Origin of the sequence: Pseudomonas sp. GM60 (genome assembly GCF_000282415.1) — a bacterium.
Classification (GTDB): domain Bacteria; phylum Pseudomonadota; class Gammaproteobacteria; order Pseudomonadales; family Pseudomonadaceae; genus Aquipseudomonas; species Aquipseudomonas migulae.
Map to the genome: position 1 here is coordinate 78,011 of NZ_AKJI01000077.1, position 23,617 is coordinate 101,627.

Sequence of the window (23,617 nt, forward strand, 5' to 3'; positions counted from 1 at the left end):
GTCTGAAAATGTTCCGCACGCTGCGGAAATTTCGGATGACCTGGTGCGGCGGTTCTCTGTTTTCAAGCGAAACGTCCCACACTCCCGGCTATCAAAGCCATATGGTCTTCTTTTCGCGTAGGCCATTTCCTAAGTTGTACTTCGGCACTCTACTCGGCCATGTCTCTCGGCCATGTCTCTCGGCGAGAATCCCCGGCCGCCCCTCCTGTAGAGAATCGCCGATGTTCGATCCAGTCAACGAACCTTCATTTCGTCTGGATGTAGCCGGTCTGCCCGACCCTTTCGAAGTCCTGGCCTTTACCGGTAGAGAAGCGATCAGCGAGCCCTTTGTGTTCGATGTGGATCTGCTGATCGATGACCCGATGCTGGACCTTGCAAGCCTGCTGTACCGTCCGGCCGTTTTGCATTTCGGGCCAGAGGGCAGTGCTTTCCTTGGCCAACTGCATGAACTGGTCCAGCGTGACCATGGTCCGAGCGTCAGGCTTTGCCACGTGCGTCTGGGGCCGAAGCTTACGTGCCTGTCTCAGCGTTTCAGCCAGCGGATTTTCAGCGCGCTGTCGGTGCCCGAGATCCTCAGCCAGGTGCTCAAGGAACACGGCATTACCGGCAAGGACCGACGCTTCGAATTGACTGGCGATTACCCGTCCCGTGATTTCTGCACGCAGTATCGGGAATCGGATCTGCAGTTTCTCCAGCGTCTTTGTGCTCAGGAACGCCTTCACTACCATTTCGAGCATCAGAGCGATGGGCATTGCGTGGTATTCGGTGACGGCCACGGGCATTTTCGTCTCGGCGAAAACGCGGTGTTCGCGGTCGGGCAAGCTTCTCCTGCGGTGCGCCGGTTTCAGCTTCAGGCAGAGCAACGCACCGCGCAAAGTGCCGAAGGTTGCACGGACCTGCCGGCGCTGCGCAGCGGTCAGTTGATGCCCTTGTCTGGCCATCCGGTCGCCGATTGGAATCATTTGTGGTTGCTGACCCATGTCGACCATCAGGGCAGTCAGGATCCATTGGCCCCGTACAGCAACCAGATCCGCGCGATTCACTGGGAGTTGCCTTTCGTCTCGCCGCATTGCGCGGTGAAACCACGGATGCACAGCCTGCAACGAGCCTGGGTGGTCGACGTCGATGAGCCACGGCCCGATCCTTCCAGACCGATTGCTGTGCAGTTTGACTGGCTCTATCAGGGTGAAGGCGCGACGCCCAGTCATTGTTGGCTGCCGTTGGCGGCTGAGCTGGAAGGGCCGACCGCCTCGCCGCTGAGCGAAGGGACCGAAGTGGTGGTGAGCTTTATCGAGGGCGATCCGGATCAGCCGCTGATTTGCGGGTTTCTTCACGCGCCGTCGTCGCTCGAAGAGGTTGAGGAGCCAAGCCCGCCTGAGGATGGATCACCCCATGACGGCTTGCTGGAACTCCTGCGCTCGGGCGAGCCCTTGGTGTTGCTGTGTCTGTTGCCCGGCGGCGGCAGCTTCAGTCACTGCCCGCAGGCGCTTTGCACCTGTCGGGCGGCGACGCTGTTTGGCCAGAGCGGTGCGGCATGATTGGCGCAACCCCGCAATGGCTGTTGCTGGATGTCCCGAGTGCAGCTCAAGCGAGCGCAACACTACATCAGGCGTTCGCGCAGGCCCAGTGGTTCTGGTTGTTCGAGGGCACCGAACTGCAGGCGCTGTGCGAAGATGGCCCGGTACTCATCGACCTTCGAACGTGCCCGGCACTGGCCGAGTTGTGCTACAGCCAAACGCAGGTCTGGCGTGGCTTGCTGATCGTTAGCGAGGTGCCGTCATCGCAGTTGCTGGAGCATTTGCGCCGCATGCTCATCGTCTCTTGCGGGCTGCACCATCGGGCCCTGTTGAGTTATTACAACCCGAACACCGCCAGTTACTTTTTCGATGCCTGTGATGCCCGGGAACTGAGTCGTTGGTTGGGTCCGATCAGCCAGTTGCACTGGTTCGGCGGGTCCTGGGCCGATCGCGCGATCGGCAGCGAGGGCTGGCAGCAGTTGCTCAACCCGGGGCTCGCCGTCAGCCCTCTGGCGGTCGAAGAAAACCTCAGCTCTCGACAGCGTGAAACCCTGCAAACCTGCCTGCTGGAGCAGCATGCCTGGCACTGGAGCCAATCTATCGGGGCCGATTTCAGCCGTCTGTGGGCTCATGTGCAGGAAGGGCTGGCGCTGGGTTTCAGTGAGCGGCCGGTGCTTGATGGCTGGTTATGGCTGCGCCTGCAGAACCCCCGAGCTTCGCTGGTGCAGCCGTTGTCGGGGCTTACGCAGCAGGAGCGTCTCGATAGCCTGCGCAAATGCTGGCAGAACAATCAGCCTCAATGAGCCCGGCCCGCGAACCAGCCATCGTTGTTGCGCAGCACCCAGGCGATTGTGCCGAGGGTCGCGCTGCGCAACACCATGAACAACAGAAAAGTTATCCACAGCCCGTGGTTGCCCAAACCTTGCAGCGCCCAGGCAAATGGCAGCAGCAGGATCACGGTCAACAGCATGCCGTTGCGCATCTCCCGAGCGCGGGTCGCGCCGATGAACAGCCCGTCGAGCAAGTAGCTCCAGACCGCGATCAATGGCAGGGCGGCGAGGTAGGGCAGGTAGATGAACGCCGTGTCGCGTACGTTCTGAATGTCGGTCTGCATCTCGATGAACAAGTGCCCGGCAAACAGGAACAGCACGGCAAACCCCAGGCTCGCCAACAGCGACCATCCGCATGCGACGACCAATGAACGGCGCAGGGCGTCCCGGTCGCGGGCGCCAATCGCGTGCCCGCACAGCGCTTCCACGGCATGGGCCAACCCGTCGAGCGCGTGGGCCGTCAGCAGCAAACCATTGAGCAGCAAAGCGTTGGCGGCGACCGTGGCGTCACCCAGCCGCGCACCTTGTACGGTGATGAGGAAAAACACCGATTGCAGCAACAGGCTGCGGATGAAGATGTCGCGGTTCACGGCCAGGAGCGGTCGCCAACTCTGCCACAGCGCCAACGCGGCCCAGGCGATGTGACCGGGGTAGGCGCGCAGTGCCTTGCGGGTCATCAGCAGGCCGATCAGCGCGCCGGTCCATTCGGCGATCACCGAGGCCCGGGCCGCACCGACCACGCCCCATTCCAGGCCGAGGACGAACCACAGGTTCAGCGCAATGTTGACCAGGTTGGTGCTCAGCAAAATCGCCAGCGGCGCCCGGGCGTTTTGCGTGCCGAGGAACCAGCCGACCAACGCGTAACTGGCCAGCGCCGCAGGCAGACCGAACAATCGCGTGTGGAAGAACTCGCGGGTGAGTTGATCCAGTTCCGCCGAAGGTTGCATGAAGTGCAGCGCGACACCGCTCAACGGAATGCCCAGCGCACCCAAGGCAATGGCCAGCCCCATGGCCAGCAACAGGCCTTGTAACAGGATCTGCCGCAACGCCGCGCCATCCCCGCGTCCGGCGGCCTGGGCGGCAAACCCGGTGGAACCCATGCGCAGAAAGCCCATGGCCCAGGCGAGAAACGTGTACAGACTGGCCCCGACCGCGACGGCGCCCAACTGATGGGCGTGGGGCAAGTGACCGATCACCGTACTGTCGACCAGCGCCACCAGCGGCACGGAAATGTTCGAAAGAATCATGGGCGCGGCGAGCGCCCAGACCCGGCGATGGGTCGGGCGGTCGCGCCAGTCGGCAATCAGGTTGGACATGCAGGCTCCTTGAGGAGCGGGCATTGTAGCGATACATCCGAATTTGCCGCGATCAATGTGGGAGCGGGCTTGCTCGCGAAGGCGGAGTGCCAGTCGATACAAGTGTTCACTGCCCCACCGCCTTCGCGAGCAAGTCGAATCGTCGCACCGCCGCTCCCACATTTGATTGAGGTTTGCTCTAGTGGATTATCCAGCTAAGCAACCACAACCCCAGCAGCAACCAGATGATCCCCATGATGATCGACGCATTCATGAACGCCCGGATCGCCGACCACAACAGCATCAGCCCCAGGATCAGCGCAATGATGCTGATGATCGACGTGTCCATGCCCAGCGCGCTGGACAACCCTTCTACGAAGTTACTGCCGGCGTTGCTCAGCTGATTGAACAGGCCGCTGAGGGCATCAACGATAAAGCGGATGACCGAGCCGAGCGCCTGGCCGAGCCATTCGAAAAAACTGTCTACCTGCATGTCGTTAACGTCCTGATGTAAGTGGTTGAGCCTTGGGCCAATGATCGCGCTGGGGAGTTCCCCACAAGCATAGTGGCTGCATCTTACCTGTGGGAGTGAGCCTGCTCGCGATAGCAGTTAGTCAGCCAACATCAATGCTGAACTCCAGTCCGCTATCGCGAGCAGGCTCACTCCCACAATAAATCTACCCACTTGCCATCCCCGGCCATCCCCCCGAAGCTATACGCCTTCAGGAGAGCCCGATGAACCTTGTTGAACTGACCGAACGCCTGCACGCCATCCGTGACCGCAATGACTGGCGGCAATTTCACAGCCCGAAAAACCTGGCCATGGCCGCGAGCGTGGAAATGTCCGAGCTGGTGGAGATCTTCCAGTGGCTGACCGAAGACCAGTCGCGCCAGTTGCCGGCGGACAAACTCGCCCATGCCGGGCAGGAAGTCGGCGACATCGTGCTCTATCTACTGCTGCTGTGCAGCGAGTTGGGGTTGGACATGAATGAAGTGGTGCGCAGCAAACTCGCGGACAGTGAACGGAGGTTCAGCTGATGAGCGACCGTCATTTCGATCAACTGGCGACCCGCTTCGCCGAAAAGATTTACGGTGGCGCCAAGGGTGCGATCCGTCTGGCGGTGCTTCAGGCCGACCTGGCGGAAACCCTGCCGGACCGCCCCTTGCGCGTACTCGACATCGGCGCCGGCCTGGGCCACATGTCGTTGTGGCTGGCCCAGCGCGGGCATGACGTGACACTGGCCGAACCTGCCGAACCCATGCTTGAAGGGGCGCGCCAGCGCTTTGCCGATGCAGGCCAGACGGCCACTTTTATTCAGGCGCCGTGGCAGGACCTGCTCGGTCAGCTCACCGAACCCTACGACCTGGTGCTGTGCCATGCCGTACTGGAATGGCTGGCCGAACCCCACGCGATTCTGCCGGTGCTGCATCAGTTGACGAAGCCGGACGGCTGGTTGTCCCTGGCGTTTTACAACCGCGATGCACTGATCTACCGCAACCTGCTCAAGGGCCACTTCCGCAAAATGCGCAAGAACGACATGGCCGGCGAAAAGCAGAGCCTGACGCCGCAACAGCCCCTTGATCCGCGTGAATTGGCGGTGCAACTTGAAGGTCTGTGGCAGGTCGAAACCCAGAGCGGGGTGCGTGTTTTTCACGACTACATGCCAGTGGAGTTTCAGGCTCGCGCCGAACTGGTGGACTTGCTCGAAATGGAACTGGCCCACCGGCGTCATCCAAGTTTTGCCGGTCTTGGGCGCTACCTGCACTGGATCTGTCGGCCGGTCTGATCGGAGCGCGAAATGAAACGTCGTACCGGGTTATTGGTGATCTGTCTGGGATTGGCTGCCTGCCAGGGCAGCAACCCTTATGTGGCGACGTCCAACCCTTTGCCGCCGGCACCGCCCGAGGCCGCCAACACGTTCGACCGCAGTGCCTATCCGGCCCCGCCGCGTGACTATGGCCGCTACCGCAGTTGGGCCTGGCTCAATGGGCAACTGCCGCCGGGTTCGGCGTGGGCGGACTCGGCGCAAGTCGCCGAAGCCGTGAGCAACGCCCTTGATCAGCGCGGCTTGCGCCCGCTGCACGACAATCGTCCGGCGGACCTGTTCGTCAGCGCCAATCTGCATCTGGAAACCCGCTTGCGGCAGGTTCAGGACGACTACGGTTACTACGGCGGCGGGTATGGCGGGTACAACCGCTACGGCAGCGGTTATGGCATGTACAACACGGTGCCGATCGTTCGCACCTATTCGGAACAGGTCGTGGTGGTGCAGGTGGACATGTTCGATGCTCAAAGCGGTCAATCCGTCTGGAGTTCGAGCGCCGAAACCAGCAACAAGGGCAGTCAGAGTGCACGCGCCGATGCCATTCGGGAGGCTGTAGAAAAGGCCATGTCGGCGTATCCTCCTAGTTAGCTTCTGTAAAAAAGAAGCGTTTCACAGGTTCATGTCTTCAATCGGAGAATCATCATGTTCCGCCGTCTCGTTTTACTGGCAGTGGCCGCGCTCCTGACAGCCTGCGCCGCCAACCAGGTCAATCATGACTTCGACGCCAGCCGCGATTTTGCCGCCTATCGCAGCTGGAGCTGGAAAGACCCCGCCCTGCAATATCGCCCCGATGACCCACGGATCAAGAGCGACCTGACCGAACAGCGCATCCGCCAATCGGTGGCCGATCAGCTGGACCAGCGTGGCCTGCGTCCGGCCGCTGCGGGCAAAAAGGGCGATGTGAGTGTGCAAACCTACCTGATCGTCGAAGACCGTCAGCAACAAGTGACCACCAACTACGGCGGCGCTTGGGGTAACCCGTGGAATGGCTACTGGGGCGGGCCGATGTACAACGAAACCCGCAACATCAGCTACAAAGTGGCGATCATCCAGATCGACCTGCTCGACGGCAAGGACGGCAAACTGGTGTGGCGCGGCAGTGACGAACAAATCCTCAGCCGCACGCCGAACCCGTCGGACCGCAGCACCGCGATACGTGAGACGGTCGGGCGGATCCTCGCCAATTACCCACCCAAATAAACACAGTGACCCTGTAGGAGCCGGCTTGCCGGCGATGGCGGTTCAACACTCAACATCTATGTTGAATTTGGCATCGCCATCGCCGGCAAGCCGGCTCCTACAGGTTTTTATTTGCCTGGCCAGAAAGGCAAAGCCTATCGGGTGACACGATCTTCCACGGCAATCGGCAACTCGATACAGAACCGAGCGCCTTCGGCCGAGTTGCTCGCGCGCAGTGTTCCCCCCATGTTCTCGACGATGCCAACGCTCACCGACAACCCCAGCCCCGTACCCACACCCACCGGTTTAGTGGTGAAAAACGGTTCGAAAATCCGCTCCAGCAACTGCGGATCGATACCGCCCCCGTTGTCCTCGACCCACAGTCGCACTGAATGCTCGTCACGTTCGGTGTGCAGCGAAATCCACGGTTTGAAATCCCCATCCGTTTCGCATTTGCTCAGCAATGCATCCCGCGCGTTGACCATCAGGTTAATCAGCACCTGTTCCAGCTGATCGACATTGCCACGCACCTGAACCTGGAAACCGGTCTCGCTGACCCTGAGCTCGACGTCTTTGCCTCGCAACTCCTCGGCCAGCAGCGACAGCGTGCCCCCGATGGCGTCAACCGGATTGAAGGGATGCTGCCCGGCCTCCGAGCGGCGGCCGAACACCCGCATGTGATCCACCACCCGCGCCGCACGCTGGACCTGGGCATCGATGCGGTTGAGTTTGTCGATCAGGTAGTCGACCTGCACTTCACCGCTGTCCAGGCGCTTGAGCACGTTGACGATGGCCAGACGCATCACGTTCAGCGGCTGGCTGATTTCATGCGCCAGGCCCGTGGCCATTTCACCAAGGGTGGCCATTTTCGCGCTCTGGGCCGTCGCGGCGTCCTGTTGCTGGTTTTTGATGTCGCTGATGTCGAGCATGAAACCCACCAGCCGCCGATCTTTGCCGACGCCCATGGCTTGGCCTTGCAGGCGATACCAGGTCGGCGTGTCGGGGTGATGCAGGCGCACGCAGAGCAATAAAGGTGTGCCGTCGTCCTGCAAGTCTTGCAGGCGACTGCGCAGCGCTTTGCGGTCGGCAGGGTGGACCTGCTCGAGCCAGGCGTGCAGCGGCATGCGTGTGCTGATCAGGTTCAGTGTGTTGGCCAGCGACGACGCCAATTGCACCTCGGCGCTGTCGCTGAAAATTTCCCACCATCCGCTGCCGAGCAAGGCTTGCAGCGATTCCAGTCGCTCCAGTTGCAGATGGTGCTGATGCTCGCGCAAACGCTCCAGCAATGGCCCGGCGAGCGCGGCGGCGAGCTGCAACCAGTCGCGCTCTCCGACGTCGGGTGCACGTTGTTGCACCGGGTAAAAACCACAGAGCAACCACGCGACCACGCCTTGCGCATCGTGGTAAGGCACCGCAAGCCCTTCGGCATTACCGAAGAGGCTGTGCAGGCGCGGGTGCTCGCCGAGGGTCAAATGCTGCGGGGCGGAGCCGTTCAAACTGTCGAGCCCGGTGCCCAGGCGTTGACCGTTTTGCCACAGCCGGGGCGCATCAAAGGCCGCGTAATGTTGATGGATCTGCCAACCGTCTTCCTGTTCATCCAGCAACGCCACGGCCATGCACGGGATTTGAAAACGCCGCGCCAGATGTTGCAGTTGTTCCAGCAGTACGTCGGGCAGGCGCGCCAGGCTGCACAGGCGCAACTGATCACCGATCTGTGTCGCGAGCAACTGGCAGAGTTCTCGGCTGCGCGCTTGCCGGCGTTCGTACAACAAATCGCCGATGTCCAGTAACTGCAACAGCCAGGCATCGGCCAACGGCTGCACCCAGCCGCGCAGGTGCAAGGGTTGCCCGCTGAGGCTGAAAAAGTCCAGATCCAGACTTTGTCCTTGCCAGTCGGCCGGTGTGCCTTGGACGGCGAGGCTGCTGTGCGGCATGAGGTAATCGTGTAGAAGCGGCGCCTGCGCGGCGGGGTGCTGCTGGGCCAGGCCATGGCGCAGCGGGCCAGTCAGATGAATGACCCGGCCTTCGGCGTCCAGGCGCATCTGTAAGCCGACACCTGGCGTGCTCAGGGCCTTGGGGATTTCCGGTGGCGGCGGATTGCGGTTGAGCAAGCGCCCGAACAGCTTGTCCCCGGAACTCAAAATTGCACGCTCGAACGGGCGATGGCGTCGGTGGCGGCATCGAAATACAGCGCGGCGGGAATCCTGTCCAGTTGCCGGCTCCGATCCGTGGTGGCTACGGCACTTTTTTGCTTGCGGGGGAGGTTTGTTTTCATGAGTGCGTCTACCCTGACTATCACTATGTAATGTCAGCATAGAATCATTCAGCCAAAACGGACGTTTTTTACCCGATACAGTGCTTTGTCCTGCTGATCTGGCTGATGCGAACGATCAGGCAACCGGTCGCCAATGTCCGGCCATGTGCTCCAGATCCCCGGCACCCAGCAACTGAAAATCACCACTGGACCCCGCCGCACTGGCGAGCAGTGTCACCTCGCCGGGCAGGCGTACCGGTTTGCGAAACTGCACGGCAATCTCGACGTTTGCCGTGGGCAAATGATCGGCAAGCGCAGCCAGCGTTCGCGCCTTGTTCCATAACCCATGGGCAATGGCCGTCGGGAAGCCGAACAGTTTGGCGCTCACCGCACTCAGGTGAATCGGGTTGTAGTCGCCGGACACTTTGGCATATTGCCGACCGATGTCCGCTGGCGCTTGCCAACGGGTGACTTCGCTCAACGGCAACGTCGGGGCCAGCACTTCCTCGGCCGGTTCGCCTTCGAGTTTGACCCCGCGACAGAGCATCCGGCTTTCAGCCTCCCACAACGGCCCCAACTGATCATCGAGTGTTGTCAGCAGCTCGAACGTCGCCCCCTTCGCATGGGGTTGCAGATTCTGCACCTGCACGCTGATGCGCGCGCGGTTCACGCCGCCCATGGGCCGCAAGACGCGAATGCGGTTGCTCAGGTGAATCAACCCCAGCAGCGGAAACGGAAAATCCCTGGCGGTCAGCAGTTGCATCTGCAGCGCGAACGCCAGGATGTGTGGATAAGTCGGCGGCAACAAACCGTTGTCGGCAAACCCGCAGACGTTGCGATAGGCCGCCAGGCGTTTTGGGTCAACATCGACCCAGCAACGCAAACCCGCATCGGGCAGCGTGGTGCCGGTGATCTTGCGGCGCGTAGCAGCCTGCACATACAACCCAGGCAGGCTCGGTTCGCGGTTGAGTGTGTGCCAATCGGTGATCATCACTAAGCCCCCAAGACACTTTGCCCACAGACCCGCAGCGCTTGCCCGGTGAACGCGCCGGTGCCAGGTTGCGCCAGCCAGGCCACCGCTTCGGCAACGTCTTGCGGCAGGCCGCCCTGGCCCAGCGAACTCATGCGCCGGCCGGCCTCACGCAAGCCGAAGGGAATGTGTGCGGTCATTTGCGTCTCGATGAACCCCGGAGCCACCGCGTTGATGCTGATGCCCCGCTCATTGAGCAACGGCGCCCAGGCTTGGGCCAGACCGATCAAACCCGCCTTGCTCGCCGCGTAATTGGTTTGCCCGCGATTGCCGGCGATGCCGCTGATGGACGCCAGCAGAATCACCCGGCCGTTATCGTGCAAGGTGCCGCTGTCGAGCAGAGCCTTGGTCAACACTTGCGGTGCATTGAGATTGACCGCGAGCACCGCATCCCAGAATTCCGGGGTCATGTTGGCCAGGGTTTTATCGCGGGTGATGCCGGCGTTGTGCACCACGATATCGACGCCGTCAGGCAACTGCTCGATCAACTGCGTGGCGGCGTCTTCGGCGCAGATGTCCAGGGTGATGCTGCGTCCGCCGAGGCGTGCGGCGAGGGCGTCGAGATCGGTTTTCGCCGGTGGCACGTCGAGCAGGATCACGTCGGCGCCGTCACGGGCCAGGGTTTCGGCAATCGATGCACCGATGCCGCGCGCCGCGCCGGTGACCAGCGCCTTGCGTCCCGACAACGGACGCGTCCAGTCCGTCACTGGCGTGGCGCAGGGGTTCAGGTGAATCACTTGCCCGGAGACGAACGCACTTTTGGGCGAAAGGAAAAACCGCAGCGGGCCTTCCAGTTGATCCTCGGCACCTTCGCCGACGTGGATCAGTTGCAAGGTGCCGCCACTGCGCAGTTCCTTGGCCAGCGAACGACTGAAGCCTTCCAGGGCTTGCTGGGCGCTGGCGGCAAACGGATCGCTCAACGTCTGCGGCGTGCGCCCGAGAATGACCAGGTGCGCACAGTGATCGAGGTTTTTCATCAGCGGCTGAAAGAACTCGCGCAGTTGCTTGAGCTGATCGGTTTGCACCAGATGACTGGCGTCGAACACCACCGCCTTGAGTTTCGGGCCGTGGCCGGGAATCCAGGCGGTGGCGATCGAAGGTTCGCTGCCGTAGCTGTAAATCGCATCGGTCAGGCGGTTGGCGAAGGCGCTGACTTTTTCCGCCAGCGGCCCGCCGCCGATCAGTAGCGCCCCCTCGACAGGTCGTAGCCGGCCCGCCTGCCAGCGTCCCAGCCGAACCGGCGACGGCAGCCCCAAGGCCCCGACCAGACGATGGCCGATGGATGAATTGGCGAAGTCGATATAGCGGTCAGACATGGAACGCGCTCCAGCAGCTGGGGTTCAAAGTGTGGACCACGAATGGCAATCAGTCGTTCGATCCACGAGATAAGGCCTACGCTTGGACATTGCAGATTGGTTTTATCCCGGGATTTTGTAGCGATGCAATCCCTGTAGGAGCCGGCTTGCCGGCGATGGCGTCCGTCCAGTCGACACCTTCATTGCCTGAACGGACGCTATCGCCAGCAAGCTGGCTCCTACAGGGGTTGGTGTTGGTATTTGGATTTTCATCAGGAGCTTTTTCATGACTCAGCTGCGCCGCGTCGCGATCATCGGCGGTAACCGGATTCCCTTCGCACGCTCCAACGGGCCGTACGCCACCGCGAGTAACCAGGCGATGCTTACCGCCGCACTCGAAGGCCTGATCGAACGTTTCAACCTGCACGGCCTGCGCATGGGTGAAGTGGCGGCGGGCGCGGTGCTCAAGCATTCCCGGGACTTCAACCTGACCCGCGAATGCGTGCTCGGCTCGCGGCTGTCGCCGACCACGCCGGCCTATGACATTCAGCAAGCGTGCGGCACCGGGCTGGAAGCGGCGTTGCTGGTGGCGAATAAAATCGCCCTGGGCCAGATCGAATGCGGCATTGCCGGCGGCGTCGACACCACGTCCGACGCGCCCATCGGCATCAACGAAGGTTTGCGCAAAATCCTCCTGCAAGCCAACCGCGCCAAGACCACGGCCGACAAGCTGAAAACCTTTTTGCAGCTTCGACCGGGTCATCTCGTCCCTGAATTTCCGCGCAACGGCGAACCCCGCACCGGCCTGTCGATGGGCGAACACTGCGAACTGATGGCGCAGACCTGGAACATTGCGCGCGCCGAGCAGGATCAACTGGCGCTGGAAAGTCATCAGAAAATGGCGGCCTCCTACACCGAAGGCTGGCACAACGACCTGATGACGCCGTTCTTCGGCCTGACCCGCGACAACAACCTGCGCCCGGACCTGACCCTGGAAAAACTCGCGTCGCTGAAACCGGCGTTCGAGAAAAGCGCCAAAGGCACGCTGACCGCCGGCAACTCGACGCCGCTCACCGACGGCGCGTCGCTGGTGCTGCTGGGCAGTGAAGAATGGGCGAAGGAACGCGGCTTGCCGATCCTTGCGTATTTGCGCGATGGCGAGGCGGCGGCGGTGGATTTCGTCAACGGTGCCGAAGGGCTGTTGATGGCGCCGGTTTACGCGGTGCCGCGTTTGCTGGCGCGCAATGGCCTGACCTTGCAGGACTTCGATTACTACGAAATCCACGAAGCCTTCGCCGCACAAGTGCTCTGCACCTTGAAGGCCTGGGAAGATCCCGAGTACTGCAAAACCCGTCTCGGCCTCGACGCGCCACTGGGCTCCATCGACCGCAGCCGGCTCAACGTCAAAGGCAGTTCACTGGCGGCAGGGCATCCGTTTGCAGCGACGGGCGGGCGCATTGTCGCCAATCTGGCCAAGCTGCTCGACGCCGCCGGAAAGGGCCGGGGGCTGATCTCGATTTGTGCGGCGGGCGGGCATGGTGTCACCGCAATCATCGAACGCTGATTCGCTGGGGTGTACACCGAACCTGTAGGAGTGAGCCTGCTCGCGATAGCAGTGTGTCAGTCGGCAAATTTGTTAACTGACACGCCGCCATCGCGAGCAGGCTCGCTCCCACAGGGGGTCACCGATATTGAATAGATGAGTGACATGGCCTAACGTCGCCTCATCAGCAATCCCGCGACACAAGGCCAGTCAATGCCGACTAACGGACAACAATCCCTCGAACGGACCATCCCGGCCCTGACCGTGTTGCCGCGTCCGTTGTACGCACGCGCCGAAAGCCTCAACGCCGGTTCATGGACGCCGTCTCACCGCCACGACTGGGTGCAATTCTCCTACGCCATCAGCGGCGTCCTCGGTGTGCACACCGCCGAGGGCAGTTTTTTTGCGCCGCCGCAGTGGGGGATCTGGATTCCGGCGGATCTTGAGCATCAGGTCGTGACCTCGATGCGCGCCGAAATGCGCAGCCTTTACGTGCGTCGCGAGGATTGCCAATGGGCGGACGGGCGTTGCCGGGTGTTGGAAGTGACGCCGCTGGCCCGGGAGCTGATCAAGAGTTTTTGTGCGCTGCCGGTGGAATATCCACAGGGCGACAGCCCGGAGGCGCGGCTGGTGAATGTGCTGCTGGATCAACTGGCGAATTTGCCGGAGGTCGGTTTCTCGCTGCCCCTGCCGCGCCATGAACGCTTGCTGGGTTTGTGCAACGAATTGATCGAAAACCCGGAACACAACGTGACCTTGCAGGAATGGGCACAACGATTGGGTACGTCGGAGAAGACCCTGATGCGCTTGTTCCAGCGTGAAACCGGGTTGAGTTTTCGTGGCTGGCGGCAGCGGATGCGGCTGCTGTCGTCGTTGAATTTGCTGGAGGCGGGGGACAGCGTGACGAATGCGGCGTTGGCGTGCGGGTATGACTCGACGTCGGCGTTTATTGCGGCGTTTAGAGGGTTGTTCGGGTTTACGCCTGGAGAGTTGTTTCGGCAGTGAGGCCGCCATCACTGGCAAGCCAGCTCCTACAAGGGATCACGCAAATCCTGTAGGAGCTGGCTTGCCAGCGATCGACCGCGAAGCGGTCGCCGTCAGGTACGGAAACGGCGAACCAACCCATCCAGCTCATTCGACAACCCGGCCAGGCTCTGCGAATCCAACCGCGCCGAGTTCGCCAGTTCTGCCACCAACTGCGCATCACCATGAATCTGGCTGATGTGTCGATTGATGTCTTCGGCCACCTGATGCTGCTGTTCAGCCGCCGTGGCGATCTGGGTGTTCATGTCGCGGATCACGTCCACCGATTCACGGATCTGCCCGAAGCTGCTGCGGGCTTCACCGATGCGAGTCACCGACTGCTGCGACACTTCCAGGCTCGCATGCATCTGCTGAGTCACCTGGCTGGTGCGCTTGGCGAGGTTGCCAAGCAGGCCGTCGATTTCCGCTGTGGAGTCGGCGGTGCGCTTGGCCAAGGCCCGCACTTCGTCCGCCACCACCGCAAAACCGCGACCTTGTTCACCGGCCCGTGCTGCCTCGATGGCAGCGTTCAACGCCAGCAGGTTGGTCTGTTCGGCGATTGAACGGATAGTCCCGAGAATCGACTGAATGTCATTGCTGTCGCGCTCAAGTTGTTGCATCGACTGTGCCGACTGTTCGATTTCCTGGCTCAGGCGATCAACGCTGGTCACGGCGGCATCAATCTGTTGCTGACCTTCGCGTGCCTGGCGCTGGCCACTGTCGGCCGACTCGGCCGCCTGGCTGCACGAGCGCGCGACTTCGTTGGCGGTGGCGACCATTTCGTGGAACGCGGTCGACACCATGTCCACGGCTTCACGCTGGCGTCCGGCCGCTTCGGCCATGTCGCTGGAGACCTGGGTCGAGCTCTTGGAGGTGGCGAGGATTTTGGTCGCGGCGCCGCCGATGCTTTGAATCAGGTTGCGAATCGCCGCCAGGAACTGGTTGAACCAGTTGGCCAGTTGCGCGGTTTCGTCGCTGCCACGGATTTGCAGGTTCTTGGTCAGGTCGCCTTCACCTTGGGCAATGCCTTCCAGGCCATCGGCCACACTGCGGATCGGACGCACGATGACGCTGGCGAAACTGGCGCCGACAATGGCGAAGACCACGGCCAGCACGGCGGCGATGATTGCGATCAACCAGGTCAGTTGGGTCGCGGTGCTCATCACATCGCTTTGTTTGATCAGGCCGATGAAGGTCCAACCCAATTGCTCGGAAGGCCAGACGTTAGCCATGTAGCGCTCGCCATTGAGCTCGACTTCGACCAGGCCTTTACCGGCCTTGGCCAGTTGCGCATAACCCTCGCCGAGGCTGCCCAGTGCCTTGAAGTTGTGTTCCGGTTGTTTCGGATCGACCAGTACGGTGCCGGAGTTTTCCAGCAGCATCAGGTAGCCGGTTTCGCCGAGCTTGATCTGTTTAACCAGTTCGGTGAGCTGTTTGAGCGACACGTCGATGCTGACCACGCCGCCGTTGGTGCCCAGCTTGTTGTCGATGGTGCGTACGGTGCTGACGTAGGACGTATCATTTTCGGCCCAGTAATAGGCCTCGGTACGGAACGGCTTGCCCGGTTTGGCCTGGGCCGCCTTGTACCACGGACGCTGGCGCGGGTCGTAGTTGGCCAGCTTGGCATCGTCCGGCCACGACACATAACCACCGGCCGCAGTGCCGAGGATCGCGTAGGCGTAGGACGGATGGGCGTTGCCCAGGTCCTGCAGGAAGCCGAAGACTTTTTTGTCCGCCTCGCCTTGGGGAACGCTGGCGGCGTCGGCCTTCATGTAGGTCTTGAGGCTGTCGTCGGAGTTCGTGATCAGCGGTTGCTTGGCCAGGTATTCGACGTTCTGGCTGATGCCGTCGAAAAACAGTTGCATGGCATTGCTGACCTGACGGATTTCACGACCGCTGTTGTCGACGAACTCGTCCTTGGCATCACTGCGCAAGTTCAACACAACGAGGGTGGCGACCAGCACCACGGGCAGGCAGGCGATGATTGCAAACGCCCACGTCAACTTCTGTTTGATGTTCATCCGCGCTCCAGATTTTCTTGTAGGCCCACGCAGTGCAGATGACTCGCGGAATTATTGGCAGCCGTAAACGTTTTGTTGAACCCGATCCCTTGGGCACGCCATCGTTTTCTGTCGGAACGATCGTCGGACAATTCACTTTGTTACAGATGACTTCGGCTGCTAAAGGAGGAAATTGAGGGCTGTTGAAAAAAATCTTGCGAACGGTAGGGACCGGTATGTCGGATTCTGTCGCAAATCCCCTCGCATCCCTTCTCCAACAAGTGCTGCCGGCTCGGCTATGATCCTTGGCGGTCGATGAGCATCGGCGGGTTTGCCGGGTTTTTTCGGCACATTGTGTGCATCCGCAACGTTCATAGGTCGGTAACCCCTCCCCCGAATGAGTGGATTGCCGTATAACGAATGACTTTCGCGTGTTTGGTAATAAAGGACCCACAATAAAAGCTGATGAAGACTCCAAAACGCATTGAACCCCTGATCGAGGACGGTCTGGTCGACGAGGTGCTGCGCCCACTCATGAGTGGTAAAGAAGCAGCTGTTTATGTGGTGCGCTGCGGCAACGAGTTGCGTTGCGCGAAGGTCTACAAGGAGGCGAATAAACGCAGTTTCCGCCAGGCGTCCGAGTACCAGGAAGGTCGCAAGGTACGCAACAGCCGTCAGGCTCGGGCGATGGCCAAGGGCTCCAAGTTCGGCAAGAAAGAAACCGAAGATGCCTGGCAGAACGCCGAAGTAGCGGCGCTGTTCCGTCTGGCCGGTGCGGGTGTGCGGGTTCCTCAGCCTTACGACTTCCTTGAAGGTGTGCTGCTGATGGAACTGGTGGCCGACGAGTACGGCGATGCCGCGCCGCGTCTGAACGACGTGGTGCTGGAGCCGGACCAGGCGCGCGAATATCACGCGTTCCTGATTTCGCAGATCGTGCTGATGTTGTGTACCGGCCTGGTGCACGGTGACCTGTCCGAGTTCAACGTACTGTTGACGCCGACCGGCCCGGTCATCATCGACTTGCCGCAAGCGGTCGACGCGGCGGGCAACAACCACGCGTTCAGCATGCTGGAGCGCGACGTGGGCAACATGGCGTCCTACTTCGGGCGGTTTGCCCCGGAGTTGAAAAAGACCAAATACGCCAAGGAAATGTGGGCCTTGTACGAAGCCGGCACCTTGCACCCGGCCAGTGTCTTGACCGGCGAGTTCGACGAACCGGAAGAGTTGGCCGACGTTGGCGGGGTCATACGCGAAATCGAGGCAGCACGCCTGGATGAAGAACGCAAACAAGCGATACGCGCAGCAGATGATGCGCCACCGAGCAAAACCGAAGAACCGCCTCCACCGTGGATGCAGTGATCGGTTGACGAAAAACCCGGCTTCGGCCGGGTTTTTTGTAACACCACAATCCCTGTAGGAGCCAGCTTGCTGGCGATGGCGACCTTGAAGACGCCTTCGCCAGCAAGCTGGCTCCTACAAGGATTGTGTTGACCACCACACTCAAGGACTGAATGTGAACACCTCCACCCGCAATGCCCGACTGATCATTGCCGCCCGTCTGGTCTCGGACTTCGGCGCGTTCCTCAACATGGTCGCCCTGGCCACCTACGTCTACCTGCTCAGCAACAGCGCCATGAGTGTCGGTATCTTCCTCGCCAGTCGCGTGGGGGGAGGGATTTTCGCCAGCCTGATCGGCACGAGTTTTTATCGCCGCTGGGCCGGGCGCTTGCCGTTGATCGCGTTCGACCTGCTGCGCGCCGGATTGCTGGGTTTGCTGCTGGTGTTGCCAGTCAGCCAGCAAGCGCTTTTGCTGCCGGTGATCGCTTTTGGCCTGGGCTTGGGCAATTCATTGTTCGCCATCGGCCTCAACAGCCAGTTGCCGCACTTGATCGATGGCGAGCAGTTGCTCAAGACCAACGCCTGGATCACCTCCGCATCGTCGGCGGCGATGGTCGGCGGAAGTCTGGTGGCCGGCCTGTTGGTGGCGGCGTTCGGCTTTGAAACAGTCTTTGCGCTGAACGTGGTCACTTACCTGCTGGCCGCGTTGTTCATCCTGCCGCTGCGGTTTGCCGGACCGTCTCCCAGTGCCGGGCCCCATCATGAACGAGGCGAATGGTCAGCGCTGCGCCAAGGGCTGCGCACCACACCGGTGGTGGCCGCGATGCTCGCGGTCACCATGGCCGACACTCTGGGCAGCGCTGCACACAACGTCGGTTTGCCGATCATTTCAAAACTGCTGACACCCGAATCGGCCAGCACCACGTTGGGCCTGATGCTGGCGGTCTGGGCCAGTGGAAAATTGATCGGCGCACGGATTGCCAGTCGCCTGAAAGGCTCGGACAACGTGAACCTGGAGCGACGGTTTTTCTTCGGCGTGTTGCTGATGTCCTGCGGCTTCATCCTGATGTTCCAGCAGCAAACGCTCTACGGTTTATTGCTGTTCTCACTGCCGGCAGGGCTGGGCGACGGCTTCTCGGAAGTCGGCCTGATGTCGCGTCTGCAACGTGAACCGGACAACCTGCGCCTGCCGATTTTCAGCTTTCTGACGTTGCTGCAAATGACCGGGTTCGGCATTGGCATGCTGATCGCCGCGCCGTTTTATTCATGGTGGACGCCCGGCGCGGTGGTGTTGTTGTTCCACGGCATTCCCCTCACCACCTTGTTGATGGTGAAGGTGCTCGCGATCAGGGGTGAGCGGGTACGGCGCAGCAACCCGACTCAAGATTTTTGAGGATCGGGCAGTCCGGGCGGTGATCGCCCTGGCAGTGCTCGACCAGGTCCTGCAACGTGTCGCGCAACTGACCGAGTTCGAGGATTTTCTGGTTCAGCTCGTCGATGTGCTGACGAGCCAGCGCTTTCACATCGGCGCTGGCTCGTTGGCGGTCCTGCCAGAGGGTCAGCAGTTTGCCGACCTCTTCCAGGGAAAACCCCAAATCCCGCGAACGCTTGATAAAGGCCAGCGTGTGCAAGTCGTCAGCGCCGTAAACCCGGTAACCGCTGTCGGTGCGATGAGCCGCCTTGAGCAAGCCGATGGACTCGTAATAACGGATCATCTTCGCGCTCAGGCCACTTTGGCGGGCTGCTTGGCCGATGTTCATCGGTTGTCCTCCAGATCCTTGGGTTTCCAGGTTTTCAACAGTAACGCATTGCTCACCACGCTGACGCTCGACAACGCCATCGCCGCGCCGGCCAACACCGGGTTGAGGAAACCGAATGCGGCCAGCGGAATGCCGATCAGGTTATAAACGAAGGCCCAAAACAGGTTCTGACGAATCTTCGCGTAGGTCTTGCGGCTGATGTCCAGCGCTGCCGGCACCAGTCGAGGATCGCCGCGCATCAGGGTGATCCCGGCTGCGTGCATGGCGACGTCGGTGCCGCCACCCATGGCAATGCCGATGTCGGCGGCGGCCAGGGCCGGGGCGTCGTTGATGCCGTCGCCGACCATCGCTACCACGCCGGTCTTTTTCAGTTCGGCGACGGTGGCGGCTTTGTCGGCCGGCAGTACTTCGGCGTGCACGTCGGTGATGCCCAACGCCTCGGCGACCACTTTGGCGCTGCCGCGATTGTCGCCGGTCAGCAAGTGGCTGCTGATGTGGCGGGCGCTGAGTTGTTGCACCGCTTGCAGCGCGCCTGATTTGAGGGTGTCACCGAAGGCGAACAAACCCAGCACCGTCGGCGTGGGGTTTTGCTCGATCAACCAGGACAGGGTCCGGCCTTCGGTTTCCCATGCGGTAGCAGCGTCGGCCAATGGTCCCGCGCTCAACCCGCTTTCTTCCAGCAGGCGACGATTGCCCAGCGCCAGGCGCCGACCCTCGAGGTTGCCGGCAATGCCGCGCCCGGTCAGGGACTGGCTGTCGCTGACATCGGCCACGGTCAAACCGCGTTCGGCGCACGCATCCAGAACTGCCTTGGCCAATGGATGCTCACTGCCGCGTTGCAGCGCGCCGGCCATTTGCAGCAGGGCGGCTTCGTCACCGTCGATGGCGTTCAGATGGGCGATACGCGGTGCACCCGAAGTCAGCGTGCCGGTCTTGTCGAACACCACCGCGCTGACTTCATGGGCACGTTCCAGTGCTTCGGCGTCCTTGATCAGAATCCCGTGGCGCGCCGCCACACCGGTGCCGGCCATGATCGCCGTTGGCGTGGCCAAACCGAGGGCGCAAGGGCAGGCGATCACCAATACCGCGACGGCATTGATCAGCGCGGTTTCCATCGGTGCGCCGTATAGCCACCAACCGATCAGGGTCGCCAGTGCGATCAGCAGCACCGTCGGCACAAACACCTGGCTGACTTTATCCACCAGTTTCTGGATCGGTGCTTTCGCCGCTTGCGCGTCTTCGACCAGGCGGATGATCCGCGCCAGTACGGTTTCCGCACCCAAGGCCTGGGTGCGAACCAACAGGCGACCTTCACCGTTGATGGCGCCGCCGGTGACCTTGTCGCCGGGTTGTTTCGGCACCGGCAGGCTTTCGCCGCTGATCAGCGCTTCGTCGGCGTGGCTTTGGCCTTCGACCACTTCGCCGTCCACCGGGAAACGTTCGCCGGGTTTGACCAGCACCAGATCATTCAGGCGCAAGGCGCTGATGGCGACGTCCTGTTCGCGACCGTCGATGACTTGAATCGCCCGCTCGGGGCGCAAGGCTTCGAGGGCGCGGATGGCGCTGGCGGTCTGGCGTTTGGCGCGGCTTTCGAGGTATTTGCCCAGCAGCACCAAGGCGATCACCACCGCAGACGCTTCGAAATACAGGTGCGGCATGCGTCCGGCGGCGGTGGCCCATTCGTAGAGGCTCAAGCCATAACCGGCGCTGGTGCCGAGGGCGACAAGCAAGTCCATGTTGCCAGCACCGGCGCGTACGGCTTTCCATGCCGCCACATAAAAACGGGCGCCGAAGATGAACTGCACCGGCGTGGCCAAGGCGAATTGCACCCACGCCGGGAGCATCCAGTGCACGCCGAACGGTTGCAGCAGCATTGGCAATACCAGCGGCAAGGCGAGGGCGATGGCCATGATCAACACCCAGCGTTCGCGGTGCAGGCGCTGATGTTGCGTGTCGGTTGACGGGTGTTCGACTTCCCAGACGCTGGCGTTGTAACCCGCCTTGGTCACGGCCGCGATCAGGGTTTGCGGATCGATCTGCCCGAGCAGTTCGAGGTGGGCACGTTCGTTGGCCAGGTTGACGCTGACGCTTTTGACGCCGGGCACTTTGGCCAGCGCCCGTTCGACCCGACCGACGCAGGACGCGCAGGTCATGCCATCGATGCTCAACTCCAGACTTTGCTGCGGCACGCTGTAACCGGCCTGCTGCACCGCGTCCATCAACGCCGGCAGGCTGTCGCTGGGCGCTTGAACCCGCGCCTGCTCGGTGGCCAGGTTGACGCTGACAGCCGTGGCGCCGATGACTTTGCTCAAGGCACGCTCGACACGCCCGGCGCAACTGGCGCAGGTCATGCCGGCAATCGGCAGATCAAACGTGGTGGATTCGGACATCGGTCGCACTCCCTGTAGTAGATGCCTACAGGATCAACCTTGCCATGCTGGCAAGGTCAAGCGCAAAGATTGGGGCGGTGATCCTCTGTAGGAGCGAGGCTTGCCCGCGAAGGCGTCGTATCAGTCGACAAGGATGTGTCTGAAATACCGCCTTCGCGGGCAAGCCTCGCTCCTACAAAATTGTGGTGGATCAGTAGTCGAGGGCTGTCGGCTTGAGGTACATGCCTTCCTGCGTCATCGCAATCCGGAACTTCAACACATCCCCGGCCTTGAGGCTGATGTTCTGCGAGCCCGGCGCCAGCATGCCTGGGTTGCAGCCCGGCGCTTGGCCTGGCAGCAATTTCAGGCGCAGCGAAACGTTGCCTGGCGGCAGGTTGAACGAGGTGCTTTGTTCCTGAAACAGCCGCGCCGACAGTTGATCCTGGAGGTACACGCCGATTTCGCAGTTGGTCGACACTTCCAGGCGCTCGCGGGAAATGATCAATACGCCATAATCCTCCCCGGCAGCATTGACCGAGGGCACGGCGGCGAAAAGGCTGAGGAAGCCAAACAGGCTGAGAGCTGACCAGCGCATGGCTGAATCTCCTGAGATCGAGTCATAGATGCACGCAGCTTGGCCGAGCGCGACGCCGATTGCCAGCCCGGCAGCTCACTTCAGAACTTGACCTTGCCATGGTGGCAAGCTCGAGACTGTTTGCAACCTCACTAAAGGAGTCATTCCATGCAAGTGTTCAACGTTCAAGGCATGTCCTGCGGTCACTGCGTCAAAGCCATCACTCAAGCGCTGCAAGCCAAGGATCCTGCGGCCAGCGTACGGGTCGATCTGGCGGCAAAGGAAGTCGGCGTCGAAAGTGCGTTGACCGCGGATCAAGTGATCGCCGCGATCAGCGAAGAAGGCTATGAAGTGAAAGTCGCCTGAAGGCCATACGCAAAACCACTGTAGGAGCGAAGCTTGCTCGCGAATGCGTTGGGTCAGGCGGCATTGATGTGGCTGACACTCTGTCTTCGCGAGCAAGCTCTGCTCCTACAAGGGCCGGCGTTTTTCAGAGTTTTTAATAGTTAGCGAGCTATCGGAATGTTCAAGGCGTCGATGCGCGGCTAGACTGTGTGCCCGCCGACCTCCGTCCCACTGGATACCCGATGAACTTCCGTACCATTTTGATTCTTGGCGCACTGAGCGCTTTTGGCCCGCTGGCAATCGATTTCTATCTGCCGGCATTTCCGGCCATGGCGCTGGCGTTCGGCACCGATGAACAGCACGTTCAACTGACGCTGGCGGCGTATTTCCTCGGTTTGTCCATCGGTCAGCTGATGTACGGCCCGGTGGCGGATCGTTTTGGTCGACGCATTCCGTTGCTGACGGGTGTCGGTCTGTTCACCGTCGCTTCCCTGGCGTGCGCCTACGCGCCGAACCTGGAATGGCTGCTCGGTGCGCGGTTCGTCCAGGCGCTGGGCGGTTGTGCGGGGATGGTGATTTCAAGGGCGATCGTCAGTGACAAATGCGATGCGGTGGGCTCGGCAAAAGTCTTTTCACAACTGATGCTGGTCATGGGCCTGGCACCGATTCTCGCGCCGATGCTCGGCGGGTTGCTGGTCAACACCACGGGCTGGCAATCGATCTTCCTGGTGCTGACCGGTTTCAGTGCATTGGCCGGGCTGGCCGTGGCGCTCGGCTTGCCGGAAAGCATGCCGGCGAATATGCCGCGCCAGCCCTTGTCGGGCGCGCTGCGTCAGTACGGTCGGCTGCTGTCGGATCCGGTGTACCTCGGCCACGCCCTGACCGGTGGCATTGCCATCGCCGGGATGTTTGCCTACATCGCCGGTTCGCCGTTCGTCTTCATCAAACTCTACGGCGTGCCGGCCGAGCACTTCGGCTGGTTGTTCGGCACCAATGCGGCGGGGTTCATTCTGGTGGCGCAGGTCAACGCACGGTTGCTGGCCAAGCGTGGCCCGGCGTTCCTGCTGGCGCGCACCGTATGGATCTACCTCGCGGCGGGCCTGACGCTGCTCGCGGTCAGTTCGCTGCACACCGAGCAATTGTGGCCGCTGCTGATTCCGCTGTTCATCTGCATCGCCAGCCTCGGTTGCATCCTGCCCAACGCCTCGGCTTGCGCCATGAACGGGCAGGGCGCGCGCGCGGGCAGTGCGTCGGCAATGCTCGGTTGCCTGCAATTCAGCGTCGCCGCCGGAGCCGCGTCGCTCGTGGGTATTTTGTACGACGGAAGCGCCATGCCGATGGCCATGGTCATCAGCCTGTGCGGAGTTCTGGTGGTGAGCATAGCGATGCTCACCCGGCGTCTGCAAAATGCCCGGGCATTGGTAAAAGCCCAGGTATGA

22 protein-coding genes and 1 pseudogene are annotated in these 23,617 nt (G+C 61.5%); 12 read left to right on the forward strand and 11 right to left on the reverse strand.

Features of this window, described 5'->3' with window-relative positions; translation table 11 throughout:
- The first annotated feature begins 221 nt into the window (after positions 1 to 221).
- Together PMI32_RS10180 and PMI32_RS10175 are read left to right on the forward strand one after the other, a co-directional pair.
- Positions 222 to 1,538 (forward strand): contractile injection system protein, VgrG/Pvc8 family, encoded by a 1,317-nt coding sequence (locus PMI32_RS10180; protein ID WP_008031280.1) that lies wholly within the window; start codon positions 222 to 224, stop codon positions 1,536 to 1,538.
- A complete protein-coding gene (locus PMI32_RS10175) occupies positions 1,535 to 2,320 on the forward strand; it encodes a DUF4123 domain-containing protein (RefSeq protein ID WP_008031282.1) in 786 nt (261 codons plus the stop codon). Before PMI32_RS10180 ends, PMI32_RS10175 begins: the two co-directional genes overlap by 4 nt.
- On the opposite strand, the gene PMI32_RS10170 is transcribed toward PMI32_RS10175, so the two are convergent.
- Together PMI32_RS10170 and PMI32_RS10165 are read right to left on the reverse strand one after the other, a co-directional pair.
- Complete coding sequence (locus PMI32_RS10170) at positions 2,314 to 3,663, reverse strand: MATE family efflux transporter (protein WP_008031284.1); 1,350 nt, start codon at positions 3,661 to 3,663, stop codon at positions 2,314 to 2,316. The genes PMI32_RS10175 and PMI32_RS10170 overlap by 7 nt on opposite strands.
- Before the next feature lie 178 nt (positions 3,664 to 3,841).
- Positions 3,842 to 4,135, reverse strand: coding sequence for a hypothetical protein (locus PMI32_RS10165; RefSeq protein ID WP_008031285.1), 294 nt, complete (start codon positions 4,133 to 4,135; stop codon positions 3,842 to 3,844).
- A 242-nt stretch (positions 4,136 to 4,377) separates the two neighbouring features.
- On the opposite strand from PMI32_RS10165, the gene PMI32_RS10160 reads away from it, so the two are divergent.
- From PMI32_RS10160 to PMI32_RS10145, 4 genes are read left to right on the forward strand one after another with little or no spacing between them, the layout of a single operon-like run.
- Positions 4,378 to 4,680, forward strand: coding sequence for a MazG-like family protein (locus tag PMI32_RS10160; RefSeq protein WP_007951009.1), 303 nt, complete (start codon positions 4,378 to 4,380; stop codon positions 4,678 to 4,680).
- Complete coding sequence (locus PMI32_RS10155) at positions 4,680 to 5,429, forward strand: methyltransferase domain-containing protein (RefSeq protein ID WP_008031288.1); 750 nt, start codon at positions 4,680 to 4,682, stop codon at positions 5,427 to 5,429. The genes PMI32_RS10160 and PMI32_RS10155 overlap by 1 nt, the downstream gene beginning before the upstream one ends.
- 12 nt (positions 5,430 to 5,441) lie before the next feature.
- Entirely contained in the window at positions 5,442 to 6,056 is a 615-nt protein-coding gene (locus tag PMI32_RS10150) for a DUF4136 domain-containing protein (RefSeq protein ID WP_008031290.1), read from the forward strand.
- Positions 6,057 to 6,110: 54 nt separating this feature from the next.
- Positions 6,111 to 6,668 carry a DUF4136 domain-containing protein gene (locus PMI32_RS10145; protein WP_008031292.1) on the forward strand — a complete coding sequence of 186 codons (558 nt, stop codon included), beginning with the start codon at positions 6,111 to 6,113 and terminating at the stop codon, positions 6,666 to 6,668.
- 134 nt (positions 6,669 to 6,802) lie between these two features.
- Here the strand turns inward: PMI32_RS10145 and PMI32_RS10140 are convergent, their stop codons facing one another.
- The 4 genes from PMI32_RS10140 to PMI32_RS10130 all read right to left on the reverse strand — a co-directional run bounded on the left by PMI32_RS10140 (position 6,803) and on the right by PMI32_RS10130 (position 11,247).
- Positions 6,803 to 8,788: a sensor histidine kinase gene (locus PMI32_RS10140; protein WP_008031294.1), complete on the reverse strand. Its 1,986-nt coding sequence runs from the start codon at positions 8,786 to 8,788 to the stop codon at positions 6,803 to 6,805.
- Positions 8,785 to 8,922 (reverse strand): hypothetical protein, encoded by a 138-nt coding sequence (locus PMI32_RS30325; RefSeq protein WP_008031296.1) that lies wholly within the window; start codon positions 8,920 to 8,922, stop codon positions 8,785 to 8,787. Before PMI32_RS30325 ends, PMI32_RS10140 begins: the two co-directional genes overlap by 4 nt.
- A gap of 115 nt (positions 8,923 to 9,037) precedes the next feature.
- The gene (locus tag PMI32_RS10135; RefSeq protein ID WP_008031298.1) at positions 9,038 to 9,892 is read right to left on the reverse strand and encodes a MaoC family dehydratase; all 855 of its coding nucleotides are present in this window, start codon (positions 9,890 to 9,892) and stop codon (positions 9,038 to 9,040) included.
- A gap of 2 nt (positions 9,893 to 9,894) precedes the next feature.
- A complete protein-coding gene (locus PMI32_RS10130) occupies positions 9,895 to 11,247 on the reverse strand; it encodes a 3-oxoacyl-ACP reductase (protein WP_008031300.1) in 1,353 nt (450 codons plus the stop codon).
- A gap of 265 nt (positions 11,248 to 11,512) precedes the next feature.
- Between PMI32_RS10130 and PMI32_RS10125 the strand changes: the two genes are divergently transcribed.
- Both PMI32_RS10125 and PMI32_RS10120 read left to right on the forward strand, forming a co-directional pair.
- Positions 11,513 to 12,790: an acetyl-CoA C-acetyltransferase gene (locus tag PMI32_RS10125; protein WP_008031302.1), complete on the forward strand. Its 1,278-nt coding sequence runs from the start codon at positions 11,513 to 11,515 to the stop codon at positions 12,788 to 12,790.
- Between the two features lie 192 nt (positions 12,791 to 12,982).
- Positions 12,983 to 13,774 carry an AraC family transcriptional regulator gene (locus PMI32_RS10120; protein ID WP_008031304.1) on the forward strand — a complete coding sequence of 264 codons (792 nt, stop codon included), beginning with the start codon at positions 12,983 to 12,985 and terminating at the stop codon, positions 13,772 to 13,774.
- A 92-nt stretch (positions 13,775 to 13,866) separates the two neighbouring features.
- Here PMI32_RS10120 and PMI32_RS31115 read toward each other — a convergent pair whose 3' ends face one another.
- Both PMI32_RS31115 and PMI32_RS31120 read right to left on the reverse strand, forming a co-directional pair.
- Complete coding sequence (locus PMI32_RS31115; RefSeq protein ID WP_390959830.1) at positions 13,867 to 14,634, reverse strand: methyl-accepting chemotaxis protein; 768 nt, start codon at positions 14,632 to 14,634, stop codon at positions 13,867 to 13,869.
- 90 nt (positions 14,635 to 14,724) lie between these two features.
- Positions 14,725 to 15,813: pseudogene (locus PMI32_RS31120) on the reverse strand (cache domain-containing protein); the annotation flags it as partial.
- Between the two features lie 444 nt (positions 15,814 to 16,257).
- Between PMI32_RS31120 and PMI32_RS10110 the strand changes: the two are divergent.
- On the forward strand, positions 16,258 to 17,151 hold the full coding sequence (locus tag PMI32_RS10110) for a PA4780 family RIO1-like protein kinase (RefSeq protein WP_008031309.1): 894 nt from the start codon (positions 16,258 to 16,260) through the stop codon (positions 17,149 to 17,151).
- A gap of 154 nt (positions 17,152 to 17,305) precedes the next feature.
- Complete coding sequence (locus tag PMI32_RS10105) at positions 17,306 to 18,523, forward strand: MFS transporter (RefSeq protein ID WP_008031310.1); 1,218 nt, start codon at positions 17,306 to 17,308, stop codon at positions 18,521 to 18,523.
- Here the strand turns inward: PMI32_RS10105 and cueR are convergent.
- From cueR to PMI32_RS10090, 3 genes are all read right to left on the reverse strand, one after another.
- The gene (gene cueR, locus PMI32_RS10100; RefSeq protein WP_008031313.1) at positions 18,477 to 18,890 is read right to left on the reverse strand and encodes a Cu(I)-responsive transcriptional regulator; all 414 of its coding nucleotides are present in this window, start codon (positions 18,888 to 18,890) and stop codon (positions 18,477 to 18,479) included. The genes PMI32_RS10105 and cueR overlap by 47 nt on opposite strands.
- A complete protein-coding gene (locus PMI32_RS10095; RefSeq protein ID WP_008031315.1) occupies positions 18,887 to 21,280 on the reverse strand; it encodes a heavy metal translocating P-type ATPase in 2,394 nt (797 codons plus the stop codon). Before PMI32_RS10095 ends, cueR begins: the two co-directional genes overlap by 4 nt.
- Before the next feature lie 190 nt (positions 21,281 to 21,470).
- Complete coding sequence (locus PMI32_RS10090; RefSeq protein WP_008031317.1) at positions 21,471 to 21,854, reverse strand: hypothetical protein; 384 nt, start codon at positions 21,852 to 21,854, stop codon at positions 21,471 to 21,473.
- Positions 21,855 to 22,001: 147 nt separating this feature from the next.
- On the opposite strand from PMI32_RS10090, the gene PMI32_RS10085 reads away from it, so the two are divergent.
- Both PMI32_RS10085 and PMI32_RS10080 read left to right on the forward strand, forming a co-directional pair.
- Positions 22,002 to 22,199, forward strand: a complete 198-nt coding sequence (locus PMI32_RS10085) for a cation transporter (protein WP_008031318.1) — start codon at positions 22,002 to 22,004, stop codon at positions 22,197 to 22,199.
- 221 nt (positions 22,200 to 22,420) lie between these two features.
- On the forward strand, positions 22,421 to 23,617 hold the full coding sequence (locus tag PMI32_RS10080; protein ID WP_008031320.1) for a multidrug effflux MFS transporter: 1,197 nt from the start codon (positions 22,421 to 22,423) through the stop codon (positions 23,615 to 23,617).

What these genes read in the sequence shown, in the direction of transcription:
- PMI32_RS10180 (WP_008031280.1), top strand. Translation starts at nt 222, where the DNA reads ATGTTCGATCCAGTCAACGAACCTTCATTTCGTCTGGATGTAGCCGGT.
- PMI32_RS10175 (WP_008031282.1), top strand. Translation starts at nt 1,535, where the DNA reads ATGATTGGCGCAACCCCGCAATGGCTGTTGCTGGATGTCCCGAGTGCA.
- PMI32_RS10170 (WP_008031284.1), bottom strand. Translation starts at nt 3,663, where the DNA reads ATGTCCAACCTGATTGCCGACTGGCGCGACCGCCCGACCCATCGCCGG.
- PMI32_RS10165 (WP_008031285.1), bottom strand. Translation starts at nt 4,135, where the DNA reads ATGCAGGTAGACAGTTTTTTCGAATGGCTCGGCCAGGCGCTCGGCTCG.
- PMI32_RS10160 (WP_007951009.1), top strand. Translation starts at nt 4,378, where the DNA reads ATGAACCTTGTTGAACTGACCGAACGCCTGCACGCCATCCGTGACCGC.
- PMI32_RS10155 (WP_008031288.1), top strand. Translation starts at nt 4,680, where the DNA reads ATGAGCGACCGTCATTTCGATCAACTGGCGACCCGCTTCGCCGAAAAG.
- PMI32_RS10150 (WP_008031290.1), top strand. Translation starts at nt 5,442, where the DNA reads ATGAAACGTCGTACCGGGTTATTGGTGATCTGTCTGGGATTGGCTGCC.
- PMI32_RS10145 (WP_008031292.1), top strand. Translation starts at nt 6,111, where the DNA reads ATGTTCCGCCGTCTCGTTTTACTGGCAGTGGCCGCGCTCCTGACAGCC.
- PMI32_RS30325 (WP_008031296.1), bottom strand. Translation starts at nt 8,922, where the DNA reads ATGAAAACAAACCTCCCCCGCAAGCAAAAAAGTGCCGTAGCCACCACG.
- PMI32_RS10135 (WP_008031298.1), bottom strand. Translation starts at nt 9,892, where the DNA reads ATGATCACCGATTGGCACACACTCAACCGCGAACCGAGCCTGCCTGGG.
- PMI32_RS10130 (WP_008031300.1), bottom strand. Translation starts at nt 11,247, where the DNA reads ATGTCTGACCGCTATATCGACTTCGCCAATTCATCCATCGGCCATCGT.
- PMI32_RS10125 (WP_008031302.1), top strand. Translation starts at nt 11,513, where the DNA reads ATGACTCAGCTGCGCCGCGTCGCGATCATCGGCGGTAACCGGATTCCC.
- PMI32_RS10120 (WP_008031304.1), top strand. Translation starts at nt 12,983, where the DNA reads ATGCCGACTAACGGACAACAATCCCTCGAACGGACCATCCCGGCCCTG.
- PMI32_RS31115 (WP_390959830.1), bottom strand. Translation starts at nt 14,634, where the DNA reads ATGGCCGAAGCGGCCGGACGCCAGCGTGAAGCCGTGGACATGGTGTCG.
- PMI32_RS10110 (WP_008031309.1), top strand. Translation starts at nt 16,258, where the DNA reads ATGAAGACTCCAAAACGCATTGAACCCCTGATCGAGGACGGTCTGGTC.
- cueR (WP_008031313.1), bottom strand. Translation starts at nt 18,890, where the DNA reads ATGAACATCGGCCAAGCAGCCCGCCAAAGTGGCCTGAGCGCGAAGATG.
- PMI32_RS10095 (WP_008031315.1), bottom strand. Translation starts at nt 21,280, where the DNA reads ATGTCCGAATCCACCACGTTTGATCTGCCGATTGCCGGCATGACCTGC.
- PMI32_RS10090 (WP_008031317.1), bottom strand. Translation starts at nt 21,854, where the DNA reads ATGCGCTGGTCAGCTCTCAGCCTGTTTGGCTTCCTCAGCCTTTTCGCC.
- PMI32_RS10085 (WP_008031318.1), top strand. Translation starts at nt 22,002, where the DNA reads ATGCAAGTGTTCAACGTTCAAGGCATGTCCTGCGGTCACTGCGTCAAA.
- PMI32_RS10080 (WP_008031320.1), top strand. Translation starts at nt 22,421, where the DNA reads ATGAACTTCCGTACCATTTTGATTCTTGGCGCACTGAGCGCTTTTGGC.